The organism is Viscerimonas tarda (assembly GCF_054601255.1).
On the sequence record NZ_BAAHWV010000005.1, the window covers coordinates 138,132 to 158,231 of the forward strand.

General features: G+C 45.4%; 15 protein-coding genes. 3 read left to right on the forward strand and 12 right to left on the reverse strand.

Translation table 11 applies throughout. The features are described 5' to 3' along the window. Positions 1 to 284: 284 nt before the first annotated feature. The 8 genes from xylE to ACYPWY_RS03710 form a co-directional block, all read right to left on the reverse strand. Positions 285 to 1,685: a D-xylose transporter XylE gene (xylE, locus tag ACYPWY_RS03675; RefSeq protein WP_459684099.1), complete on the reverse strand. Its 1,401-nt coding sequence runs from the start codon at positions 1,683 to 1,685 to the stop codon at positions 285 to 287. Positions 1,686 to 1,767: 82 nt separating this feature from the next. Then, the gene (gene xylA, locus ACYPWY_RS03680) at positions 1,768 to 3,084 is read right to left on the reverse strand and encodes a xylose isomerase (RefSeq protein WP_459684083.1); all 1,317 of its coding nucleotides are present in this window, start codon (positions 3,082 to 3,084) and stop codon (positions 1,768 to 1,770) included. Positions 3,085 to 3,107: 23 nt separating this feature from the next. Next, positions 3,108 to 3,995 (reverse strand): family 43 glycosylhydrolase, encoded by an 888-nt coding sequence (locus ACYPWY_RS03685; protein ID WP_459684100.1) that lies wholly within the window; start codon positions 3,993 to 3,995, stop codon positions 3,108 to 3,110. Between the two features lie 60 nt (positions 3,996 to 4,055). After that, a complete protein-coding gene (locus tag ACYPWY_RS03690) occupies positions 4,056 to 6,593 on the reverse strand; it encodes a glycoside hydrolase family 3 protein (RefSeq protein ID WP_459684084.1) in 2,538 nt (845 codons plus the stop codon). 8 nt (positions 6,594 to 6,601) lie between these two features. Further along, positions 6,602 to 8,020: a glycoside hydrolase family 30 protein gene (locus tag ACYPWY_RS03695; protein ID WP_459684085.1), complete on the reverse strand. Its 1,419-nt coding sequence runs from the start codon at positions 8,018 to 8,020 to the stop codon at positions 6,602 to 6,604. Between the two features lie 14 nt (positions 8,021 to 8,034). Next, positions 8,035 to 9,510: a xylulokinase gene (locus tag ACYPWY_RS03700; RefSeq protein WP_459684086.1), complete on the reverse strand. Its 1,476-nt coding sequence runs from the start codon at positions 9,508 to 9,510 to the stop codon at positions 8,035 to 8,037. Between the two features lie 21 nt (positions 9,511 to 9,531). Then, positions 9,532 to 10,251, reverse strand: coding sequence for an NUDIX hydrolase (locus ACYPWY_RS03705; RefSeq protein ID WP_459684087.1), 720 nt, complete (start codon positions 10,249 to 10,251; stop codon positions 9,532 to 9,534). Between the two features lie 723 nt (positions 10,252 to 10,974). After that, positions 10,975 to 11,835 carry a helix-turn-helix domain-containing protein gene (locus ACYPWY_RS03710; protein ID WP_459684088.1) on the reverse strand — a complete coding sequence of 287 codons (861 nt, stop codon included), beginning with the start codon at positions 11,833 to 11,835 and terminating at the stop codon, positions 10,975 to 10,977. A gap of 202 nt (positions 11,836 to 12,037) precedes the next feature. Here ACYPWY_RS03710 and fucI point away from each other — a divergent pair, with 202 nt between their 5' ends. The 3 genes from fucI (at position 12,038) to fucP (ending at position 15,735) form a co-directional block, all read left to right on the forward strand. Continuing rightward, positions 12,038 to 13,825, forward strand: a complete 1,788-nt coding sequence (gene fucI / locus ACYPWY_RS03715; RefSeq protein ID WP_459684089.1) for an L-fucose isomerase — start codon at positions 12,038 to 12,040, stop codon at positions 13,823 to 13,825. Positions 13,826 to 13,883: 58 nt separating this feature from the next. After that, positions 13,884 to 14,270 (forward strand): L-rhamnose mutarotase, encoded by a 387-nt coding sequence (locus ACYPWY_RS03720; RefSeq protein WP_459684090.1) that lies wholly within the window; start codon positions 13,884 to 13,886, stop codon positions 14,268 to 14,270. A gap of 142 nt (positions 14,271 to 14,412) precedes the next feature. Continuing rightward, positions 14,413 to 15,735, forward strand: a complete 1,323-nt coding sequence (fucP, locus tag ACYPWY_RS03725) for an L-fucose:H+ symporter permease (protein WP_459684091.1) — start codon at positions 14,413 to 14,415, stop codon at positions 15,733 to 15,735. Positions 15,736 to 15,917: 182 nt separating this feature from the next. Here fucP and ACYPWY_RS03730 read toward each other — a convergent pair whose 3' ends face one another. The 4 genes from ACYPWY_RS03730 to ACYPWY_RS03745 form a co-directional block, all read right to left on the reverse strand. Continuing rightward, positions 15,918 to 17,405, reverse strand: a complete 1,488-nt coding sequence (locus tag ACYPWY_RS03730) for a UxaA family hydrolase (RefSeq protein ID WP_459684092.1) — start codon at positions 17,403 to 17,405, stop codon at positions 15,918 to 15,920. Continuing rightward, a complete protein-coding gene (locus ACYPWY_RS03735; protein ID WP_459684093.1) occupies positions 17,398 to 17,823 on the reverse strand; it encodes an HIT family protein in 426 nt (141 codons plus the stop codon). Before ACYPWY_RS03735 ends, ACYPWY_RS03730 begins: the two co-directional genes overlap by 8 nt. 141 nt (positions 17,824 to 17,964) lie before the next feature. Further along, positions 17,965 to 19,395 (reverse strand): tagaturonate reductase, encoded by a 1,431-nt coding sequence (locus tag ACYPWY_RS03740; protein ID WP_459684094.1) that lies wholly within the window; start codon positions 19,393 to 19,395, stop codon positions 17,965 to 17,967. Between the two features lie 25 nt (positions 19,396 to 19,420). Beyond that, on the reverse strand, positions 19,421 to 20,100 hold a 680-nt coding region (locus ACYPWY_RS03745), incomplete at its 5' end, for a PfkB family carbohydrate kinase (protein ID WP_459684095.1).

Genomic DNA, 20,100 nt, shown 5'->3' on the forward strand with positions numbered 1-20,100 from the left:
GAAAAATAGCATTACAATTCGCCATTCTTCCCCGTAGGGGATACACCAATGAGCAGGTGAATGTCCTACGGACAATTTATGAGGGGGATGAGACTGTTTTCTATTGATATGTAAGCCCGATGGGCTATGATTTCGAGGGTTTAAACACATAGTTTTGCTGGTGAGCCAAAACAACGTTATGGTCGCGGCACGCCACGCCCCCTACGGAAAAAAAATATCCCGCCGCGATTTTAATACACGGCAGGATATTCACTAATATAATCAACTTAAAATAATAGAATCTGTTATTTTCGCCACAGTTTACTCATGTCTTCCAGTGTTTTACCTTTGGTTTCGGGCACGAACTTCCACACAAAGAGGGCGGCCAGTACGCATACTGTACCATACAAACCATAAGCCACCATCGGACTGAAATCGTAGAGTGGCGGGAAGGTTGATGAAACCAGGAAGTTGAATATCCATTGGAATGCAACCGCAATAGCTACTGCTTTACCACGAATAGTATTCGGGAAAATTTCGGAGATTAGCACCCAGCAGATCGGACCCCACGACATCATGAAGAACGCCGCATAGACGATAATGGAAATTACGGGAAGAATACCACTCACTGCAAAATTATCGCAAATAGCAACAGAAAATGCACCGATTGCCATGCCAACCGAACCGATAATCAGCAAGGGTTTACGTCCGAATTTATCGACTGTAAGGATAGCTACAACCGTAAACACGATATTTATAATACCCATTATAACGGTTCCGAGCATTCCATCCACTCCTACGCTATCGAATATACGTGGTGAGAAATACAACACGGCATTGATACCGATGGCCTGTTGGAATACCGACAACAAAATACCGATGATAACCACAGCGGCGCCATAAGCAAACAGTTTTTCTGTTTTTTCTTTCGAGGTTGATTTAATCTCTTCAAGAATTTCTTTTGCTTTCGATTCGCCATTAATTTTTGTCAAAACACTCAAAGCCTGAGGAACTTGACCAATCAAAACCAAATAACGAGGCGTTTTGGGTATGAAGAACAATAATAGTCCGAAAACTCCTGCTACATACGCCTCAGAACCAAACATATAACGCCAACCGGTGGATACTACCCATGGGTCGGAAACGTTATTAACATGATCGCCCAGGATTAAATAGTTGACGAAATACACCACCAACATACCAAAAATAATGGCAAACTGGTTGCAGGAAACCAAGGTTCCCCGAATATTCGAGGGCGCAATTTCCGCAATGTACATCGGAACAATAGCCGAAGCCAAACCTACGCCGATACCGCCTAAAATACGATACAAGTTAAAGGCAATCAACAGGCTAAAAGAGGCATCCCCTTTTTCAAAGAATAGAAACTCGGGACAGTAAGAGCCTAAGGCCGATAAAAAGAACATGACGGATGCATAGCGAAGCGAGTTGCGCCGTCCGAATCTGGAGGCAAAAATACCCGATATTGAACCACCCAATACACACCCAATCAGAGCGCTTGCCGCAGTAAAACCGTGCAAACCCTTTGTGTATTCAAAATCTGTAGCCTGCGAAAAGAAACCTTCCAGCCCTTTTTCGGCTCCAGAAATAACGGCCGTATCGTATCCGAACAACAAACCACCCAAAGTGGCGACTAAAGTAATCGGAATGATATAGCCTAAATTAAAACCATTTTTATTTCCCATGATAGTTAATTTAATTAAGAGTTGAGAATTGAGAATTATGCAAAGGCTATTACGAAGCGTCAGCCAATTCTCAATTCTCAATTATTTAGATGTACATATTAACGATAGCTTCGTAAAGCTCTTGTTTTCCACTGATTTGCTTTGGTTCACCATTCTTTTTGGCATAAGCCACCAAGTCTTCGAGCGATGATTTGCCTTCTTCAAATTTCTTGCCTTCGCCTGCGTCGAAAGAAGCGTAGCGGTCGGTAAGCAATTTTTTGTAAGGCGATTTTTCCAGGATAGCAGCGGCAGTTTCCAAGGCGCGTGCGAATGCATCCATACCCGAGATGTGAGCGATGAAAATATCTTCCAGATCGGTAGAGCTGCGACGAGTTTTAGCATCGAAGTTTGTACCGCCATTGCCCAAACCACCGGCTTGCAGAATAACTAACCAAGCTTGTGTCAAGTCGTTGATGTCGATAGGGAACTGGTCGGTATCCCAGCCATTTTGAGAGTCGCCGCGGTTAGCGTCGATAGAACCCAGCAGGCCTGCATCGGCAGCGGCTTGCAATTCGTGCTCGAATGTATGACCGGCCAAAGTTGCGTGATTGACTTCAATATTCAGTTTGAAATCTTTGTCCAGATTGTGTGCACGCAAGAAGCCGATAACGGTTTCCGAATCCACATCGTATTGATGTTTAGTAGGTTCCATTGGCTTAGGTTCGATAAGGAAAGTTCCTTTGAAACCTTTAGAACGGCCATAATCGCGCGCAATGGTCAATATTTGCGCCAAATGTTCCTTTTCGCGTTTCATATCGGTGTTCAACAACGAGTAGTAACCTTCGCGGCCACCCCAGAACACATAATTTTGTCCGCCCAATTCAATGGTTGCATCAATGGCATTCTTGATTTGCACGGCGGCACGAGCCACAACATCGAAATCGGGATTGGTAGCAGCGCCATTGGTGTAGCGTTTGTTACTGAACACGTTAGCTGTTCCCCAAAGCAGTTTGATGCCTGTTTCGGCTTGTTTTTGTTTCGCATAAGCAACGATGGCTTTCACATTGGCTTCGTATTCTTCAATCGAGTTGCCTTCTTCAATCAGGTCTATATCGTGGAAGCAATAGTATTCGATGCCTATTTTTTGCATAAACTCAAAACCTGCATCCAAGCGTTGTTTTGCAATTTCCAAAGCCGATGCACCTTTTGACCAGGGGAATGATTTTGTACCGGGGCCAAATGGGTCGCCACCGTCAGCACAAAGTGTGTGCCACCAAGCCATGGAGAATTTACACCAGTCTTTCATTTTTTTACCATACACTACTTTTTCTGCATCATAATAGCGGAAAGCTAGTGGATTCTTACTGTCTTTTCCTTCAAATTTGATTTTTCCAATTTCTGAAAAAAATTCTTTTGTAGCCATAATTTTTTATTATTTAATTAAACTTATTTGGTTTGTATAACTGTTTTAATTGTTCCGTCTTCGTTGTAGTAGAGCTTGTCAACACAGGCCGACCTCAGCCAGTAATGATCAGACAAGGCGCTGTTGTGGTAAAAAGCATACCATTGCCCTTTGTATTCCACTATCGAACCATGATTGGTATAGCTATCGGTCGGTTCGATATATATCCCCTGGTATTTCCAAGGGCCGAGCGGATTGTTGCTCGTAGCATAGCACATCCTGTTTTTGGCATCTTTTGCATCGTGATTATCGGCATACGAAAGGTAGTAAATGCCGTTGCGCTTGTGCACCCATGTCGCTTCGTGAAAATCGACCAGACCTTCCATCAGTTTGGTTCCGCCATCAATCTCCAGCATATTGGCTTTCAGTTTTCCGCCTTTGCAGGCGCCGCCGCCACCATGATAGAAATAGGCTTGGCCGTCATCGTCGATAAACACATGAGGGTCAATCATCGAATCAATGTTGGGGATGTATCCTACTAGGGTAAAATCGCTTGCCGGTTTTGTGCTGGTTGCTATGCCTATTCTCCAGCTATTATCGGTTTTTGTTTCGCTGGGATGCGGGAAGTAGAAATAATACACGCCATCTTTGTAAACACAGTCGGGCGCCCACATAAAACCGCCTTCTTTTCTTCCCCACGATACCTGACTTGCCCGCAGAATTTCGCCATGGTCTGTCCAGTTTACCATATCGTCGGTCGAAAATACGTGGTATTTGTCCATCAAGTCGCAACCTTTGGGCGGGGCAATATCGTGCGAGGCATATACATATAGCCGGCCATCGGCCCAAACACGCGCCGATGGGTCGGCAGTGTACATGTGGGTAATGAACGGATTGTGCTGTGCATTTGCAAAAACGGTGAATACGGCCATCAAGGCAAGTATCCAATTTAATTTTCGGTATGTATTGCTTTTTGTTTTCATCTGTTTTTTTTACTGAATAGTGAATGAAACACTTGTTTTGCTTGCCGACACCGAGTTTCCTCCTGCCTGTATGGTATAGTTACCCGGCGAAACTTCCCAGCGTTGTTTTGTTGTATTCCAGCGCGATAAACCGCTTGTATCAACAGCCAGTTTCAGCTTTTTCCGTTCGCCTTTCTTCAGAAATACGCGGTCGAAAGCGATTAGTTTCTTTTGCAATCCCGATGCTTTCCAATCCGGGTTATCGGCGTAGCATTGAATAACTTCTTCGCCGTCAAACTCTCCGTCATTCGATATATCAATTGTCAGGAATGCAGTCTGACCGGTTTTGAGGCGCGACTTATCCAGTTTCAGGGCACGATAGTTGAAGTGCGTATAGCTTAATCCATAGCCAAACGGGAACAACACATTATCAGTAGCATATTGATACGAGCGACCGTTTTTAACGTTATAATCGTCCAAGGGCGGCAATAATTCTTCCCTTTCAAAAAAAGTAACGGGCGTTTTTCCCGAAGGATTTGTTTTTCCGAACAAAATTTCAGCAATAGCCTGAGATTCACCCTGACCGGCAATCCAGACATTCAAAAATGCTTTCGATTGACCGACTAGCTCCTTTATCATCAAGGGCGTACTGCTTCCCATCACAACTACCGTATTCGGATTGGCCTTTGCCACGCGCTCAATCAGTTTTTGCTGTTCGGGGCTAACCGCTAATGTGCTGCGGTCGCGGCCTTCCGATGCGCCATCGTCCCTCACAAAAACAACTGCCACATCCGATTGGGCAGCCAAAGTTTCGGGCGTTAAGGCATCTTTTTGCAGCGGCAACGACCAACTCAGGCGGTATGTATCATTCTTTCGGATATTACCAGAGCGTATTTGTAGCGGATACAACTTGCCTTCTTCCAAGTTTACTTTGAATGACTCCGTACCGTTTACGTTCTTATCCAATACCGTTTGGCCGCCCAGTACAATGCGGGTATCGCCTGCGCCAGTGTAATAAATGGTGTATTCTCCCGTCAGGTTTGGCGACAAAGAGGTGTTCCACGTGGCCGATTGTATGTTCTCTGTTTTGAGCGTATTATCCTTCATCGGCGATAAATCGAGCGTTAACTCGTGGCGTTCCAGCAAGGGTGAACCGGTACAATCTGCTGTTCCGTAATAAGCGGCTGTAAGTCCCAACCGGCCATCGTACTCGTATTTGCTATCCCTGACCAGTTGAGTAGAAGGAATAACCTGTTTTTCAACTGCATCCGACAGCCATTGAATCTGGCCATTTTCGCCTGCAAGCTGCCGGATAGCTTCTCTCAATGTGAGGTTATGCTCGGGCACACCGCTATAATCGCCGTAATAATTTTGCACAAAGGCCTGTCCGATAAGCGCCAGTCGTATTTTCTTTTTCGGGTCGAGGGGCAATAACCGGTCATTTTTCAGCAGGATAATTGATTTCCGTGCCGCTTCCAAGGCCAGTTCCCTGTGTTCGGCAGATTCTATTACACTTTCGGGAATGCGGCTGTATGGAACATTTTCGGGCAAATCGAACATTCCCAAGCGGAAACGCAATTTCAGCACCCGGTAAATCGCTCTGTCAATATCTTCAAGGGCAATGTAGCCTTTTTTGTATGCATCCCGAAGTCCTTGCCGGTATTCGTCCCGAAGCGCCATATCGCAACCGGCTTTCAATGCAAGAGCCGCCCCTTCTTCAAAGCTGCTACAATATTTGTGGTCGGAGGAGATGCGCCCGATAGCCGAACCATCGGATATAACAACGCCGTCGAAATTCCATTCGGTGCGCAACACATCGGTCAACAGAAACTTGTTGGCGCAACAGGGTACGCCATTCAAGGCATTGTATGCGCCCATAACCGAGGCCGCTTTTCCGTTTTCGATACTTTCGCGGAAGGCCGGAAAGTAATATTCGCGGAGAGAAATCTCATCTACCGTTGCCGAACCGTTGTTTCGTCTGTTTTCTTCGTTATTGGCAACAAAATGCTTCGATGTTGCCGCCAGTTTCAAGTAGCGAGGGTCGTTGCCTTGCAGTCCCTTTATATAAGCGGCGCCGGTTTTTGCCGTAAGATAGGTATCTTCGCTGAAACATTCGGATGTTCGTCCCCAACGCGGGTCGCGGGCAATATTTAGTGTCGGCGAAAAATAGGTCAAGCCTTCGTAACGTTCCGAATAGCCCTTGTTGCGCAATGCCGCATGGTATTTGGCCCTGGCCTCATCCGAAACAGCCTCGCCGATACGTTCAATCAGTTTCGCATCCCAAATGCTGCCCATACCTATGGGTTTGGGGAATACGGTGGCTTTTCCTGCCCGCGCAACACCGTGCAAGCCTTCGCTCCACCAGTCGTATTCGGGTATGCCCAATCGCTGAATAGCCGGAGCTTTGGCACACAACAAGTCTATTTTTTCCTCAAGTGTTAATTGTTCTGACAGTATTTTTATGCGCTGTTCCAAGGGCAAAGTTGCATCGGTGTAGCGCGGTTGAGCTGTTAATGAGCTAATGCCGGTTAAAAATAGTGTGAGGAATATAAGCCTGCGGATTTTCATCTATGCTATTATAATATAAGTGTATTGATTGAATTAGCTTGCGCGTTCACTGTTACCGATTGCTCGCCAACCCGAATCGTCAATTCCTTGGCAGCAGCTTCTTCGTTGGCAAAAATCACCACTACCGAGCCATCCTGATTGCGGAAAGCCAAAGCATTTTTGTATTCGCCATCCAAAGCCAGGAACACGGCGCCGGGTTTCACGAACTTGCTGAAATGCCTTATCAGGTAATATTCGGGATTGTATTTGTAGGTTTTAGCCTCTTGGTCAACGGATATAAGCGAATTTTGCGGCCATTTCCAACGGCTCTTGGCCGGATCAATGTCCAGGGAAATATTCCAGTACATGTAGGACGAAATTCCATTGTTGAAGTAATGTTTCATCAAATTCCAGATATAGAAGCAATATTCCCAACTGTTTTGTCCGTCGCCGCATTCGCTTTCCGACTGCATCAATTTCATGTCGGGATATGTTTTATGGATGCCTTCGATGGCTTTTTTACCACCCCATTGAAAACCAATTTCGGAAATGTATTCACCGCTCCTGCCTTCCATGATGGTATCAACCAATAGCTGATCGCCTCGCTCCATTGTACCGAACATCACCCTGACGCCCAGGTCTTTCATCTGTGGCCCAAGGTATTCGCCGACAAATGTGTTTAGCCCTGCGGCTGTCCATGTACACGACGGGAATATTTGACACGAATTGAATTCGTTTTGAGGAGCCACCATTTCGATGTTTATACCTTCAGCCCGATAAGCTTCGATAAATTTGCGGAAATACAGGGCGTAGGCTTTAAAGTAGAGTGAATCCTGAATAAACATATTTGTTCCTTCCAAGTCCTGGCTGGGGTCTCCTTTCAGTTCATTGACATCCGCATTGGGGCGACAAGCATAATTTTTATTGTACTTCATCCAAGTGGGAGGGCTCCATGGAGAGGCCCACAACCTCAATCCGGGATTGACGGCCAAAGCCTCCTTAATAAAGGGGATGATGGTTTCCTTGTCGTTATCAATGGAAAAATGTTCCATCCCGAAATCCTTATCCGTTTCGTCGAAAGAATACCAATCGCGGGCAAAATCGTTCGCGCCGACGGGTAAGCGGCAATAGCTGAAATTCATTCCGTCTCTTCCGAACAAATCGCTTATAATAATCCGGCGGTCGGATTCGTTCAATGCCGACAATGTAGTCCAGCCCAACTCGTTGAAACAGCCGCCAAAGCCATCAATGGATTGGAGAGGCGTATCGAGCAACACAGCTACATCCGCTTTTTTGTCCGTATCGGCAGCGGAAGACATCCGAATATCCGTTTTTTCGATAAAAAGCGAATCGGCAGTTGTGCTTAGCCATTTTATTTCTTTTGTTTCGTTAGAACAGGAAATGCAAAGGCAAACTATACCCAGTAGAACAACAATGCTATTTTTCATGCTGATGATTTCTTTTATTTTAATAACTCTTTCCAACGCAAATAAGCTTCCCCGTATTGGTCTTTCTTATCATTTTCGGGTTCTATCACAGCCAGTTTTTCCAACGAGGCAAAAGCTTCTTTGTTGGAGGCGTATATCCCCGCTCCTATTCCGGCAGCTTTGGCGGCTCCGGCAGCTCCATCGGTGTTATACAACTCAATCGTTGCGCCGCTGATGCTGGCCAATGTTTGCCTGAAAATCGGGCTGAGGAACATATTGGCGTTTCCTGCACGTATCAGGCTGATGTCCATCCCCATGCCCGCCATAACTTCCATTCCGTATTGGAAAGAAAAAACGATGCCTTCCTGCGCGGCACGAATAATATCCGGTTGATTATGAATATTAAAATTGATGCCGTGAATAGAACATCCGGTCTCCTTGTTTTCCAACATACGCTCGGCGCCATTTCCAAACGGAATTATCGAAATGCCTTTACTTCCGATTGGCGATTGCGATGCCAAGCTGTTCATATCGTTGTAAGAAATTCCGCTGGGCGCGATATTCTTTTTAATCCACGAATTGAGGATTCCTGTGCCATTGATGCACAACAATACGCCCAAACGCGTTTGTTCCGCCGTATGATTGACGTGCGCAAAAGTGTTTACACGCGATTGGGGATCGTAATTCACCTGTCCCAATACGCCGTAAACCACGCCCGAAGTGCCCGCCGTTGAAGCTATTTCGCCCGGATTGAATACATTTAGAGAAAGGGCGTTGTTGGGTTGGTCGCCCGCACGATAACAAACCGGCGTACCTTCCTTCAGGCCTAATTCTGCCGCAGCGGCAGCCGAAACCAAGCCTTGTACGCCAAATGTCGGTTTGATTTCCGGCACAAAACTTTGTTCAAAGCCAAAGTAATTCAATACATCGGTCGATAATTTATTTTCTTTGAAATCCCAGAAAATACCTTCCGAAAGACCTTCGACCGTAACAACAATATCGTTTGTCAACTTCATGCCGATATAGTCGCCGGGCAACATAAACTTGTCGATTTTTGCATAGACTTGTGGCTCATTTTCCTTTACCCAGGCGAGTTTTGCCGCCGTGAAGTTTCCCGGAGAATTGAGCAAATGCGATAAACTCTTCTCTTTGCCTATTGCTTCAAAAGCCTTTTCGCCATAAGGAACGGCGCGGCTGTCGCACCAGATAATTGCCGGACGCAGCGCTTTCTGGTATTTATCGACCAATACCAGGCCATGCATTTGCCACGAAATACCGATAGCTTTAATATCCTCGGGAGCAACGCCCGACTGTTTCAAAACCGATTCGTTGGCTAATTTGAGATTTGCCCACCACGATTCGGGGTCTTGTTCTGCCCAACCCGGTTTTTCGGCAATAATCGGCATTTCTACTTTCGGAAAAAAATCAGAGGCAACTATTTTGCCCGAATTGGCATCGACCAAGCACGCTTTTACCGATGAACTTCCTATATCGTACCCTAATAAATACATGATTTTTAGTTTATAAAGTGATTATTGAATATTTGTTTTCCGTTTATTGTATGCAACCTTATCGAATTTATAGTAGCGCGCCGCACGATGCGATACGTCTTTTTGTTTTTCTTCCAAAGCAATGACATACGACATGGCGGCCACTTTTTTGTGAAAATTGCGGATGTCGATATTTTTCACATAAATCGCTTCGTAAAGGCGATGCAGCTGACTGATAGTAAACTTTTGGGGCAACAGCTCGAAAACAATCGCCGGATCGCGTTCAATCCAACTTCTGATTTCGACCAAGGATTCTTCTACTATCTGATTGTGGTCGAAGGGCATGTGAGGAAGTTTGCCTATGGGGCGCCATTCGGACGATTTATATTTTGAAACGTTGTTTAGTTTGCGGTCTATTTTGCACAATGCCAGATAAGCAACTGTTATAAGCCTGTTTATATTGGGTTTGTATGCCGTATTCAGCCACTTGATGTCATTGGGATTGGCCGCGCGGTTCGGCGAAGAAAAGCAACGAAACTGGCGCAAGGTCATATTTTTTATCCCTGTGAGTTCGGATAGCACCCTGTTGGCGGCAGCATCAACATCTTCGTCATCAAAAATCAAACTACCCGGAAGTTTCAAGTCTCTGCTTCTCACTTCATCGGTGTTGCGCTCAACAAGCAAAATATTGAGTTGGTCGTTATCAAACCCAAACACCACGCAGTCTATCGAAACATAAGTATGAATAAAATTTGTTTTCATGGTTTCATTTAAAATTCGACAAGGCAAATATAATTTATTGTTTTTGATAAACAAACAAAAAAATCATTAAATAATTGAGACACAATACATTATATATCATATCAAATACAATAAGAAAAACAACTATATTGTACTACACACATTAAGATATTGTTAAGTATAAAGGGTTTGCAAGAATCCGGCAAGCGTTTTTCTTTTTATGGTATATTTGTTAAAATGGACAATAAGAAAAATAATGTGTTGATGTGCTAATGTGTTGATGTGCTGATGTGCTGATGTGTTGATGTGCTAATGTGCTGATGTGTTGATGTGTTGATGTGAATAATGTAGGATTGTGGCGTGCCGCTAGTCGTGGTCGGAAGATTGTAATTATTTGTTATACAAATATAAAGCTGCATGTTATTAGCATCATTCCGTAGGAATGCTTCGCTCGGTAGAAAAATTAGGCTTAACAGGGGTCGCATTCCGAATGGAATGCGTCCTCGTTGGGTTACTTCTATGCTACCGAGCGATGCAATCCTAAGGGATTGCAGCATCTTAAACAATTATATCATAGAAATTTACAATCTTCCGACCACGACTGGCGGCACGCCACAACCCTACATTATTCACATCAGCATATTATTCATATTAGCACATTAGCACATCAACACATTAGCACATCAGCACATCAACACATCAACACATTAGCACATCAGCACATTAGCAAATCAGCACATTATTCTACCGGTTATATTCCTCCCGATACTGTCCGGGAGTTTTTCCCGTATATTGTTTAAATAGCTTGTTGAAATAGGAAATGTTTTCGATAAGGAGTTCCATGGCGATGTCTCTTATCGGCATGTCGGTGGTGAGGAGTAGTAATTGGGCTTTTTCAATCTTCTTCAGATTGATGTATTTCATTGGGGTGCAATTCATGTTATTTTTAAACACCCGTATAAAGTGGTCTTCCGATATGCAGGAAATGCTGGCTAAATCGCCTACCGATATATCTTTATCGAGGTTTTCGTGTATATACAGGAGGCTTTTATTTATACGGGCGTCCTTTTTCCCGTCTTTTATTTTTGCTTGCTCCAGAAACCGCGACATTAGCTGGTGCAAAATACCTTGCGTTTCAACAAGCGTGTGAACAGGCATTTTGCTGTTGTTGGCAATGTATTCGGAGAAAGTCGGAAAATTATCGTAAAGTTCGGGGTCGAAATGCCGGAGATGCCTGTCGGGATTAATCTCCAGCAGTCTTTCGGTCAGCAATAAATCCAGTATAGTAGCCTCTATACCCATCGGAAAATCATAGACATCGAAAATAGGTTCCTTGTTTATTGATTTTTCGTAGAAGTGGATATAAAACAGCGAGAAGTAACTGTCGCACTCATCATCGTGCAGGGTAAAAGGAGGAGTCAGGTATAAATGATTCGGCTCCAGCGTATAGGTTTTATTGCCTATTCGGGTTCTCGCCATGCCGCCTTTCACATAATAAATACGGGCAAAAGGGCTGTAAACATCTTTCCAGTTCCAGTTGGCATTCATGTCCGAATAGCCCACATTCAACAAAATCAGGTTCGGATTTTCGGTAATATAGCGCATAGATACATCGTTTTTATAGTATGGCAACAGCGCGTAAATGTACTTATATTTAGCAAATAGAACAACTCCAGCGCCATATAATATCGAAATAATGCTATTTATTTATCGAAATAGTGAAAGTCGTTGACAGATTTTAGTTCTAACTTTGCTAGCAATCTGAGTCATATAGTTAAACAGGTTATAATCTTAATTAAAAAATATCATGGCAACAAAAAAATTACAAGGACAATGGCCTAAAATAGGAATCCGTCCGACTATCGACGGACGCATGGGCGGTGTACGCGAATCGCTGGAAACTCAAACCATGAACATGGCAAAAAGCGTAGTTGAATTACTATCAAAGAATCTGAAATACCCCGATGGATCGCCCGTTGAGTGCGTTATCGCAGATTCAACTATCGGGCGTGTAGCCGAGTCGGCCGCATGTGCCGAAAAATTCAAAAGAGAAAACGTAGGTATTACACTCACCGTTACTCCCTGCTGGTGTTATGGCAGCGAAACCATGGATATGGACCCGCATACCGTAAAAGCCGTTTGGGGATTTAACGGAACCGAACGCCCCGGCGCCGTTTATCTGGCAGCTGTACTGGCCGCCCACGCGCAAAAAGGGCTTCCGGCATTCGGCATATACGGGCAGCATGTACAAGACCAAACCGACACTACTATCCCTGCCGATGTAACCGACAAACTCCTGCGGTTTGCAAGAGCGGCTTTGGCCGTGGCCACCATGAGGGGTAAATCTTACCTCTCGATAGGAGCCGTATGTATGGGCATTGCCGGTTCGATTGTCAACACCGACTTCTTTGAGGACTACCTGGGTATGCGCTGCGAAGGCATCGACGAAGTGGAAATTATCCGCCGCATGACCTTGGGCATTTACGATAAAGACGAATACCAAAAAGCCCTGACCTGGGCCAAAGCCAACTGCAAAGAATACGAAGATATTTGTAACCGGGGGGACTTGCAGAAAGACCGTGCCGGAAAAGATTCCGACTGGGAATTTGTGGTTAAAATGACCCTAATCGTCCGCGACTTGTTGGAAGGCAATCCGAAACTGAAAGAAATGGGATTTGGCGAAGAATCGCTGGGACACAATGCCATAGCAGCCGGATTCCAGGGACAACGGCAGTGGACGGATTTCTATCCGAATGGAGACTTCACCGAAGCGCTGCTCAACTCATCTTACGACTGGAACGGCATTCGTGCGCCATACGTTTTGGCAACCGAAAACGATGCCTTGAATGGTACAGCCATGCTATTTGGTTACTTGCTGACCAACACCGCTCAAATATTTGCCGATGTGCGCACCTATTGGAGCCCCGAATCGGTGGAACGTGTAACAGGGAAAAAACTGACCGGTACGGCTAAAAACGGTATCATCCACCTGATTAACTCCGGCGCCGCCTCATTGGATGGTTCGGGTCGTCAGAGCGACAAGGACGGCAAACCGGCCATGAAACCATTCTGGGATATATCGGAAGCCGAAGCCAAAGCTTGCCTCGATGCTACATCCTGGGTGCCGGCCAATCGCGAATATTTCCGTGGGGGTGGCTTTTCTTCCAAATTCCTGACACGTGATGGTATGCCTTGCACCATGGTTCGCCTGAACCTGGTAAAAGGATTAGGCCCCGTGCTTCAGATAGCGGAAGGCTGGACAGTGGAAATAGACCCTGCAGCCCACAAAATATTGGACGACCGAACCGACAAAGGCTGGCCTACTACCTGGTTTGCCCCTCGCCTGACCGAAGACGCCAACTTCCTGGATGTGTATTCGGTGATGAATAACTGGGGAGCCAATCACGGCGCCATCAGCTATGGGCACATCGGCGCCGACCTGATTACGCTGGCATCCATGTTGCGGATTCCGGTGAGTATGCACAATGTGGATAAAAACGCCATATTCCGTCCCGCATCATGGGGCGCATTCGGCATGGATAAGGAAGGAGCGGACTACCGCGCCTGCCAGACTTATGGGCCACTTTATAAGTAAATAATAAACAGCCTCCTAAATCCCCCGTAGGGGGACTTAGGGGGCTATCATTGAAGATATGAATCTAAAATCAGGATATAAAAGAGCAGCTTCTCCTGCCGTCAAGCGTTATTGCCAGTTCCTTAAACTGAATAAGGAGACCTTGGAGCAATATAAATTCTGGCACAGCAGTAAAAATATCTGGAAAGAAATTCCTCAGGGAATCCGCAGAGCCGGTATTTTGGATATGGAGATATATGTGATGGATGATTTGGCATTTATGCTGGTAGAAACGCCCCTCGATTTCGATTGGGATGAAGCCTTTGGACGTTTGGCGACATACGAGCGTCAGGCCGAATGGGAAGAGTTTGTCTCCAAATTTCAAATGGTGGAAAAAGGACAATCTTCCGAGCAAAAATGGACACTTGTTGACCGGATATTTTCATTGACCGAATCCTTGTTGTAGCAACAAAACACGAGGAAAACCGGAAAATGACCTATACAAAATTTGCTATCTAGCAAATAGATTGTATATTCGTAGCGTTAATTTTATACGAATAAAAAAAAACTGTTGGCGTAATTCAACAGCTTGAACTAATACCTTTATCATGCAAAAAGAAAGTAAATCTTTTTTTCGTGGAAAAAATGGGCAAAACTATTTATTTCCATTCATTCTTGTTACCTCCCTTTTTTCGTTGTGGGGATTTGCCAACGATATTACCAACCCAATGGTCGCCGCGTTCAAAAACATCCTGCTGATCTCCAATTTCGAGAGTTCGCTGGTTCAGTTTGCATTTTATGGCGGGTATTGTTTTATGGCTATACCGGCAGCAATTTTTATTCAGAAGTTCAATTACAAGAAAGGCATTCTGGTGGGACTGGGACTGTATGCCCTGGGGTGTTTTCTCTTTATTCCGGCTGGTAATGCCATGGCTTTCTGGGCGTTTCTTATTGCCTATTTCATCATGACCTGCGGACTGGCATTCCTCGAAACCACCTCCAATCCCTACATCCTGTCGATGGGGCCGGAAGAAACGGCTACGCGCCGCCTCAATTTTTCACAGGCATTCAACCCCATCGGTTCGCTGACGGGGATGTTGATAGCCAAGGAGTTCATCCTGGCCAAACTAAATACGGCCACCGAAGCCGAGCGAATAGCATTGGGCGATACAAACCCCGAAGCGCTCGCAGTCATCCAACAATCCGATCTGGATATAGTCGGCGGGCCTTACCTGATGCTGGGAGGAGTTGTGCTGTTGTTCTTCATCATTTTTGCCATCGCCAAGCTGCCGAAAGTGGTTTACTCAACTGATGATGCAACCGATTCTTCGACAAAAGCCACTGCAAAACGGCTCCTGAAAAATAAACGATATATTTGGGCGGTCATCGCGCAAACATTCTATGTGGGCGTGCAAATTATGGTGTGGACATTTATCATCCAGTACGCCGAAGCCGAATTGGGCATGAGCAAAGCCACCGCACAGGGTTACAATATGGTAGCGATGGGAATTTTTGTTTCCAGCCGGTTTTTCTGCACTTACCTGTTGAAATACATCAAACCAAGCGCCTTGCTGACTGTTTTAGCCATAGGTGGTTGCACATTTACATTGAGCGCCATTTTTATACACGGCATAACAGGTTTATACTGCCTCGTAGCCATCTCGGCCTGCATGTCGCTGATGTTCCCCACCATTTACGGAATCGCCCTGAAAGGAATGGGAGACGATGCCAAACTGGCTTCCGCCGGATTGATTTTAGCCATCGGTGGCGGCTGCCTCATGCCACCCCTACAAGGATTGTTGATAGACGAAGCCACATGGTTCGAATCGCTGTCATCAGTACGCATCTCATTCGTCCTGCCACTAATATGCTTTATAGCCATCGCCGCCTTTGGCCGATGGGAAGGGAAGCAGGTGAAAGTTAACGGTTGATTAATATTTACGATTTTATACGGGGAGGCGCGGAGATTTTTTCTTCGCGCCTTTTTGGTTCGTTTTGCTAAGGCTGAAAGCCTTACTGTGCAGTTGTGCAACAAACACTACAATCCCCGCGCCAGCCAACAAAAAAAGGCGCGAAAAAACCTCTCCGCGCCCATCTACACACTAACCATTAATCAAAGTGTTACCCCTGTTTTAAATATGGCAATTTCTTTAAATCCGGTTTCTTCGTGTTTCAGGTGTTTGCCGTTGCAGACATCTACTATGAAGTTCACGAAATCGTTCAATACTTTTTCCATGCTTTGACCTTCGAGCAATACGCCGGCATTGAAGTCTATCCAGTTATGCTTAAAGGCGTACAGTCTTGAGTTGGTCGATATTTTCATGGTGGGTACGAAGCTGCCGAATGGGGTTCCGCGTCCTGTGGTGAACAGTACCAGCTGGCAACCCGACAGGGCCAAAGCCGAAGCGGCCACCAGGTCGTTACCCGGCGCATTCAGCAGGTTCAAGCCTTGTACGGTTGCGGGATCGGCATAATCCAGCACTGCTACTACCTCCGAATTTCCTCCTTTTTGGGTGCAACCGAGCGATTTGTCTTCCAGCGTGGTGATGCCGCCTTTTTTATTCCCCGGCGATGGGTTTTCGTATATCTCCTGGTCGAACTTGCGGAAATAGTTTTTGAAATTATTGATCAACGAAACGGTCTCATTAAATACGGTTTCATTCTTGGCGCGATTCATCAGAATTGTCTCAGCGCCAAACATTTCGGGGACTTCGGTCAGAATACTTGTTCCACCCTGCCCTATCAACCAGTCGGAAAGTTGTCCCACCAGCGGATTGGCTGTAATTCCCGAAAAGCCGTCGCTACCGCCACATTTCAGTCCTACTTTTAGCAGCGAAAGAGGCAGTTGCTGACGCTTGTCTTTCTTCATGTTTTCGACAAGTTCTTTCATCAACTGGAATCCTGTTTCTATCTCGTCTTCCACCTCTTGGGCAATAATAAACCTCACACGGTCTTCGTCCCAGCTTCCCATTGCTTTTTTGAAATCGGATTGCTGGTTATTTTCGCAACCCAAGCTGAAAACGAGCACACCGCCTGCATTCGGATGTTTTGTCAGGGCGGCCAGCGCTTTTTTCGTTGATTCGTGGTCGGCGCCCAATTGCGAGCAGCCATAGTTGTGGGTGTAAACGCGTATATCGTCTATATGGCTGACATCCAGTTCTTTCTTCACCCGTTCAACAACTGCCTGGGCTTGTCCGTTGATGCACCCAACCGTGGGCACAATCCACAACTCGTTGCGTATGCCCATCTGTCCGTCGGCGCGCAAGTAGGCGTTGATGGTCAGGTTACTCTTGGGAATACTGAGTTTGGGATGCACCGGCACGTAGGAATATTGCAGATTGTCGTGCAGGTTTGTTTTCACATTGTGCGTATGCACATGCTCACCCACCGCAATATCGGACAAGGCATGACCAATAGGATAGCCGTATTTTATGACATTTTCGTCCTTTTTTATCGGGCGAATGGCAAACTTATGGCCGGTATCAATCTGATTTTTTATCGTAATTGCCGAAGCATTGACAGTTACAACATCGCCTTCTTTCAGATCTTCTATTGCAACAGCAACATTGTCCGAAAGGCTTATTACCAAATACTTACTCATGTTCCAGCTCTTTCTTTATTTTACCAACCAAGTCGGCGTATGCGGCATCGGTCAAGTATTTTTGTTGCGGATTCATGGCAAATACACCGCCATAATCCGGCCCGTCAACATACTTCGGTATCAGGTGAAAATGCAGGTGTTTCAATTTGTCGGAATAAGCGCCATAATTGATTTTTTCGGCGTTCAATACCTTTTTCATAGCCGCCGCTACCTTATTCACATCCTTCATGTATGCCAACAAACCGGCATCACTTAATTGGAATAATTCTACCTCGTGATCTTTGTAGGCAACCAGACACCGTCCGTGATAGGTTTGTTCCTTGAACAGAAAAACCGTTGACACGCCCAAATCAGCTATTTTAATCATCAAATCGTCCAGCGTTTGATTTTTATCACAATACAAACAACCTATAGCCATAATTTTATTTTTTTAGTTTATTAATTATTAGAACTGTCATTGCGGGCCTGACCCGCAATCTCCTGACAAAGGCGCCTGTTTTGAACCTTTGTCAGGAGATCCCGTGTCAAGCACGGGATGACAGTCATTTATTTCCAAGAATCAGATAATCTCTTTCAGAGCTTCCTTTATTCCTTTTCCAAGAATTGCTTCCACATCCTTCGTTACTTCGTCGATGAAGAAAGGCACTTCGGCAAAGTTTTCTTTCCATATTTGCCTGTTGTTCACAATACCGCTAACCCAAGCTTTAATGTCTTTGGCATCGAATGTCGATTGGATAAACTGGAGGAATTCAGGGGTATCGTTCGGCGTAAATTCTACTTCCGATTTTCCGCTGTACAACACCAACAAGGCTGCAAACGAGAAGATTGCCAGGTTGGCATTCTTGCCCAGCTTCTTGTAGTTGTCATACACGGTAGGATAATCGCGGGCTTCCCATTTCGATATTGAATTCAGCGAAATATCTTTCAGGTAATGTTTCAAATACGGATTGTAGAAGCGTTCTACTATTTTGGCGGCAAAGATTTTCAATTCTTCAGGGTCTTCGTTTATGACGGGAAGAACTTCATTTGCAACCATTTCGTTGATATACTTCTCTACTTCGGGGATGTTGAATGCATCCATCACCGTCTGACAGCCCAGTTGCAATGCAATAGGATCCATCGCCGTATGAGCGCCGTTAAGAATACGCACTTTTTTGGCGCGGAAATCCTTAATGCTCTCCATAAACAACACATTCAAACCGGCTTTATCCAAGGGGAATTTTTCCTTGATAATCGGGTCGCCGCCAATAGCCCACACGTGGAAATATTCGCCTTTTACCACCAGATTATCATTGAATCCCAATTCGGCTTTTATTTCGTCGATATTTTCGCGTGGGAATCCGGGCACGATGCGGTCAACAAGCGTGTCGTAGAAATGGATGGAGGTTTTCACCCAGTTGATAAAATCCGCGCCCAGCTTGTTGGCTTCGGCATGTTTCAATACATATTCGCGCAAAGTCGATCCATTGTCTTCAATCAATTCGCAGCAAATAACCAACAGTCCCTTATTCGGGTCGCCGTTGAATTTTTTGAAACGTTTGTACAACAGCGCCGTCATTTTAGCCGGATAAGATTTAGGAGGCAGCGCATTCAAATCGTCTCCTTCTTCGTAACGGATACCGGCTTCGGTTGTGTTCGAGATAATCATTTCCAGCTCGCCGCTCAGAAACAATTTTTCGTATTCGGCATATTGATCGTAGGGATTCAAGGCATCCACAATACTTTTTACCAAAGCCACCTCTTTTACCGGCTTCTTGTCTTTAATTCCCTCAAGATAAACATGATACATACAATCCTGTTTACGAAGCAATTCGGCCAGACCTTGGGCAATCGGCTGTACGGCAACAACACCGTGATTCATCACACCCGTATTATTCGCCTTGTCAATCATCCAATCTACAAATGCACGAAGAAAATTACCTTCACCAAACTGTAGAATTTTTTTAGGTAGTTCTTTCTTTTCTACCGTACTTTTATTTAGTTCTTTCATTTTTATTTTTTTAGTTGTTTTTAATTTATCTCGAAACGCGTCCCGAACCGTCTCCCTTCATCAGGTTTTCTACTTCCGGTACGCTTACCAGGTTGAAGTCGCCATAGATGGTGTGCTTCAGGCACGAGGCCGCTACTGCAAATTCCAAAGCCTTCTGGTCATCTGCCGGGTAGCTGATTAGCCCGTAAATCAATCCGCCCATAAACGAATCGCCGCCGCCAACACGGTCCACAATGTGGGTAATGTCGTAACGCTTAGACTGATACAGCTTGTCCGAATACAGGCAACCGCCCCAAGTGTTGTGGTTGGCATTGATGGAACCGCGCAAGGTGATAATCACTTTTCTGGCTCTCGGGAACTTCTTCTGCAACTGGGTACATACCGATTCAAATTCGGCAGCATTCACTTCGCCGCCCGTATGAGCCACATCAAAGCCTTCGGGCTTGATGCCGAATACCTTTTCTGCATCTTCTTCGTTGCCCAGAATTATATCGCAACCGGCTACCAAATCCGGCATGACTTCGGAGGCTGTTTTGCCGTATTTCCACAGATTCTTGCGGTAATTCAGGTCGGTGGATACGGTTACGCCCAATTCATTGGCCACCTTGATGGCTTCCAGACATGCATCGGCAGCGCCTTGCGACAAGGCCGGAGTGATGCCTGTCCAGTGGAACCACTGTGCATCTTTCAATACTTCGCGCCAGT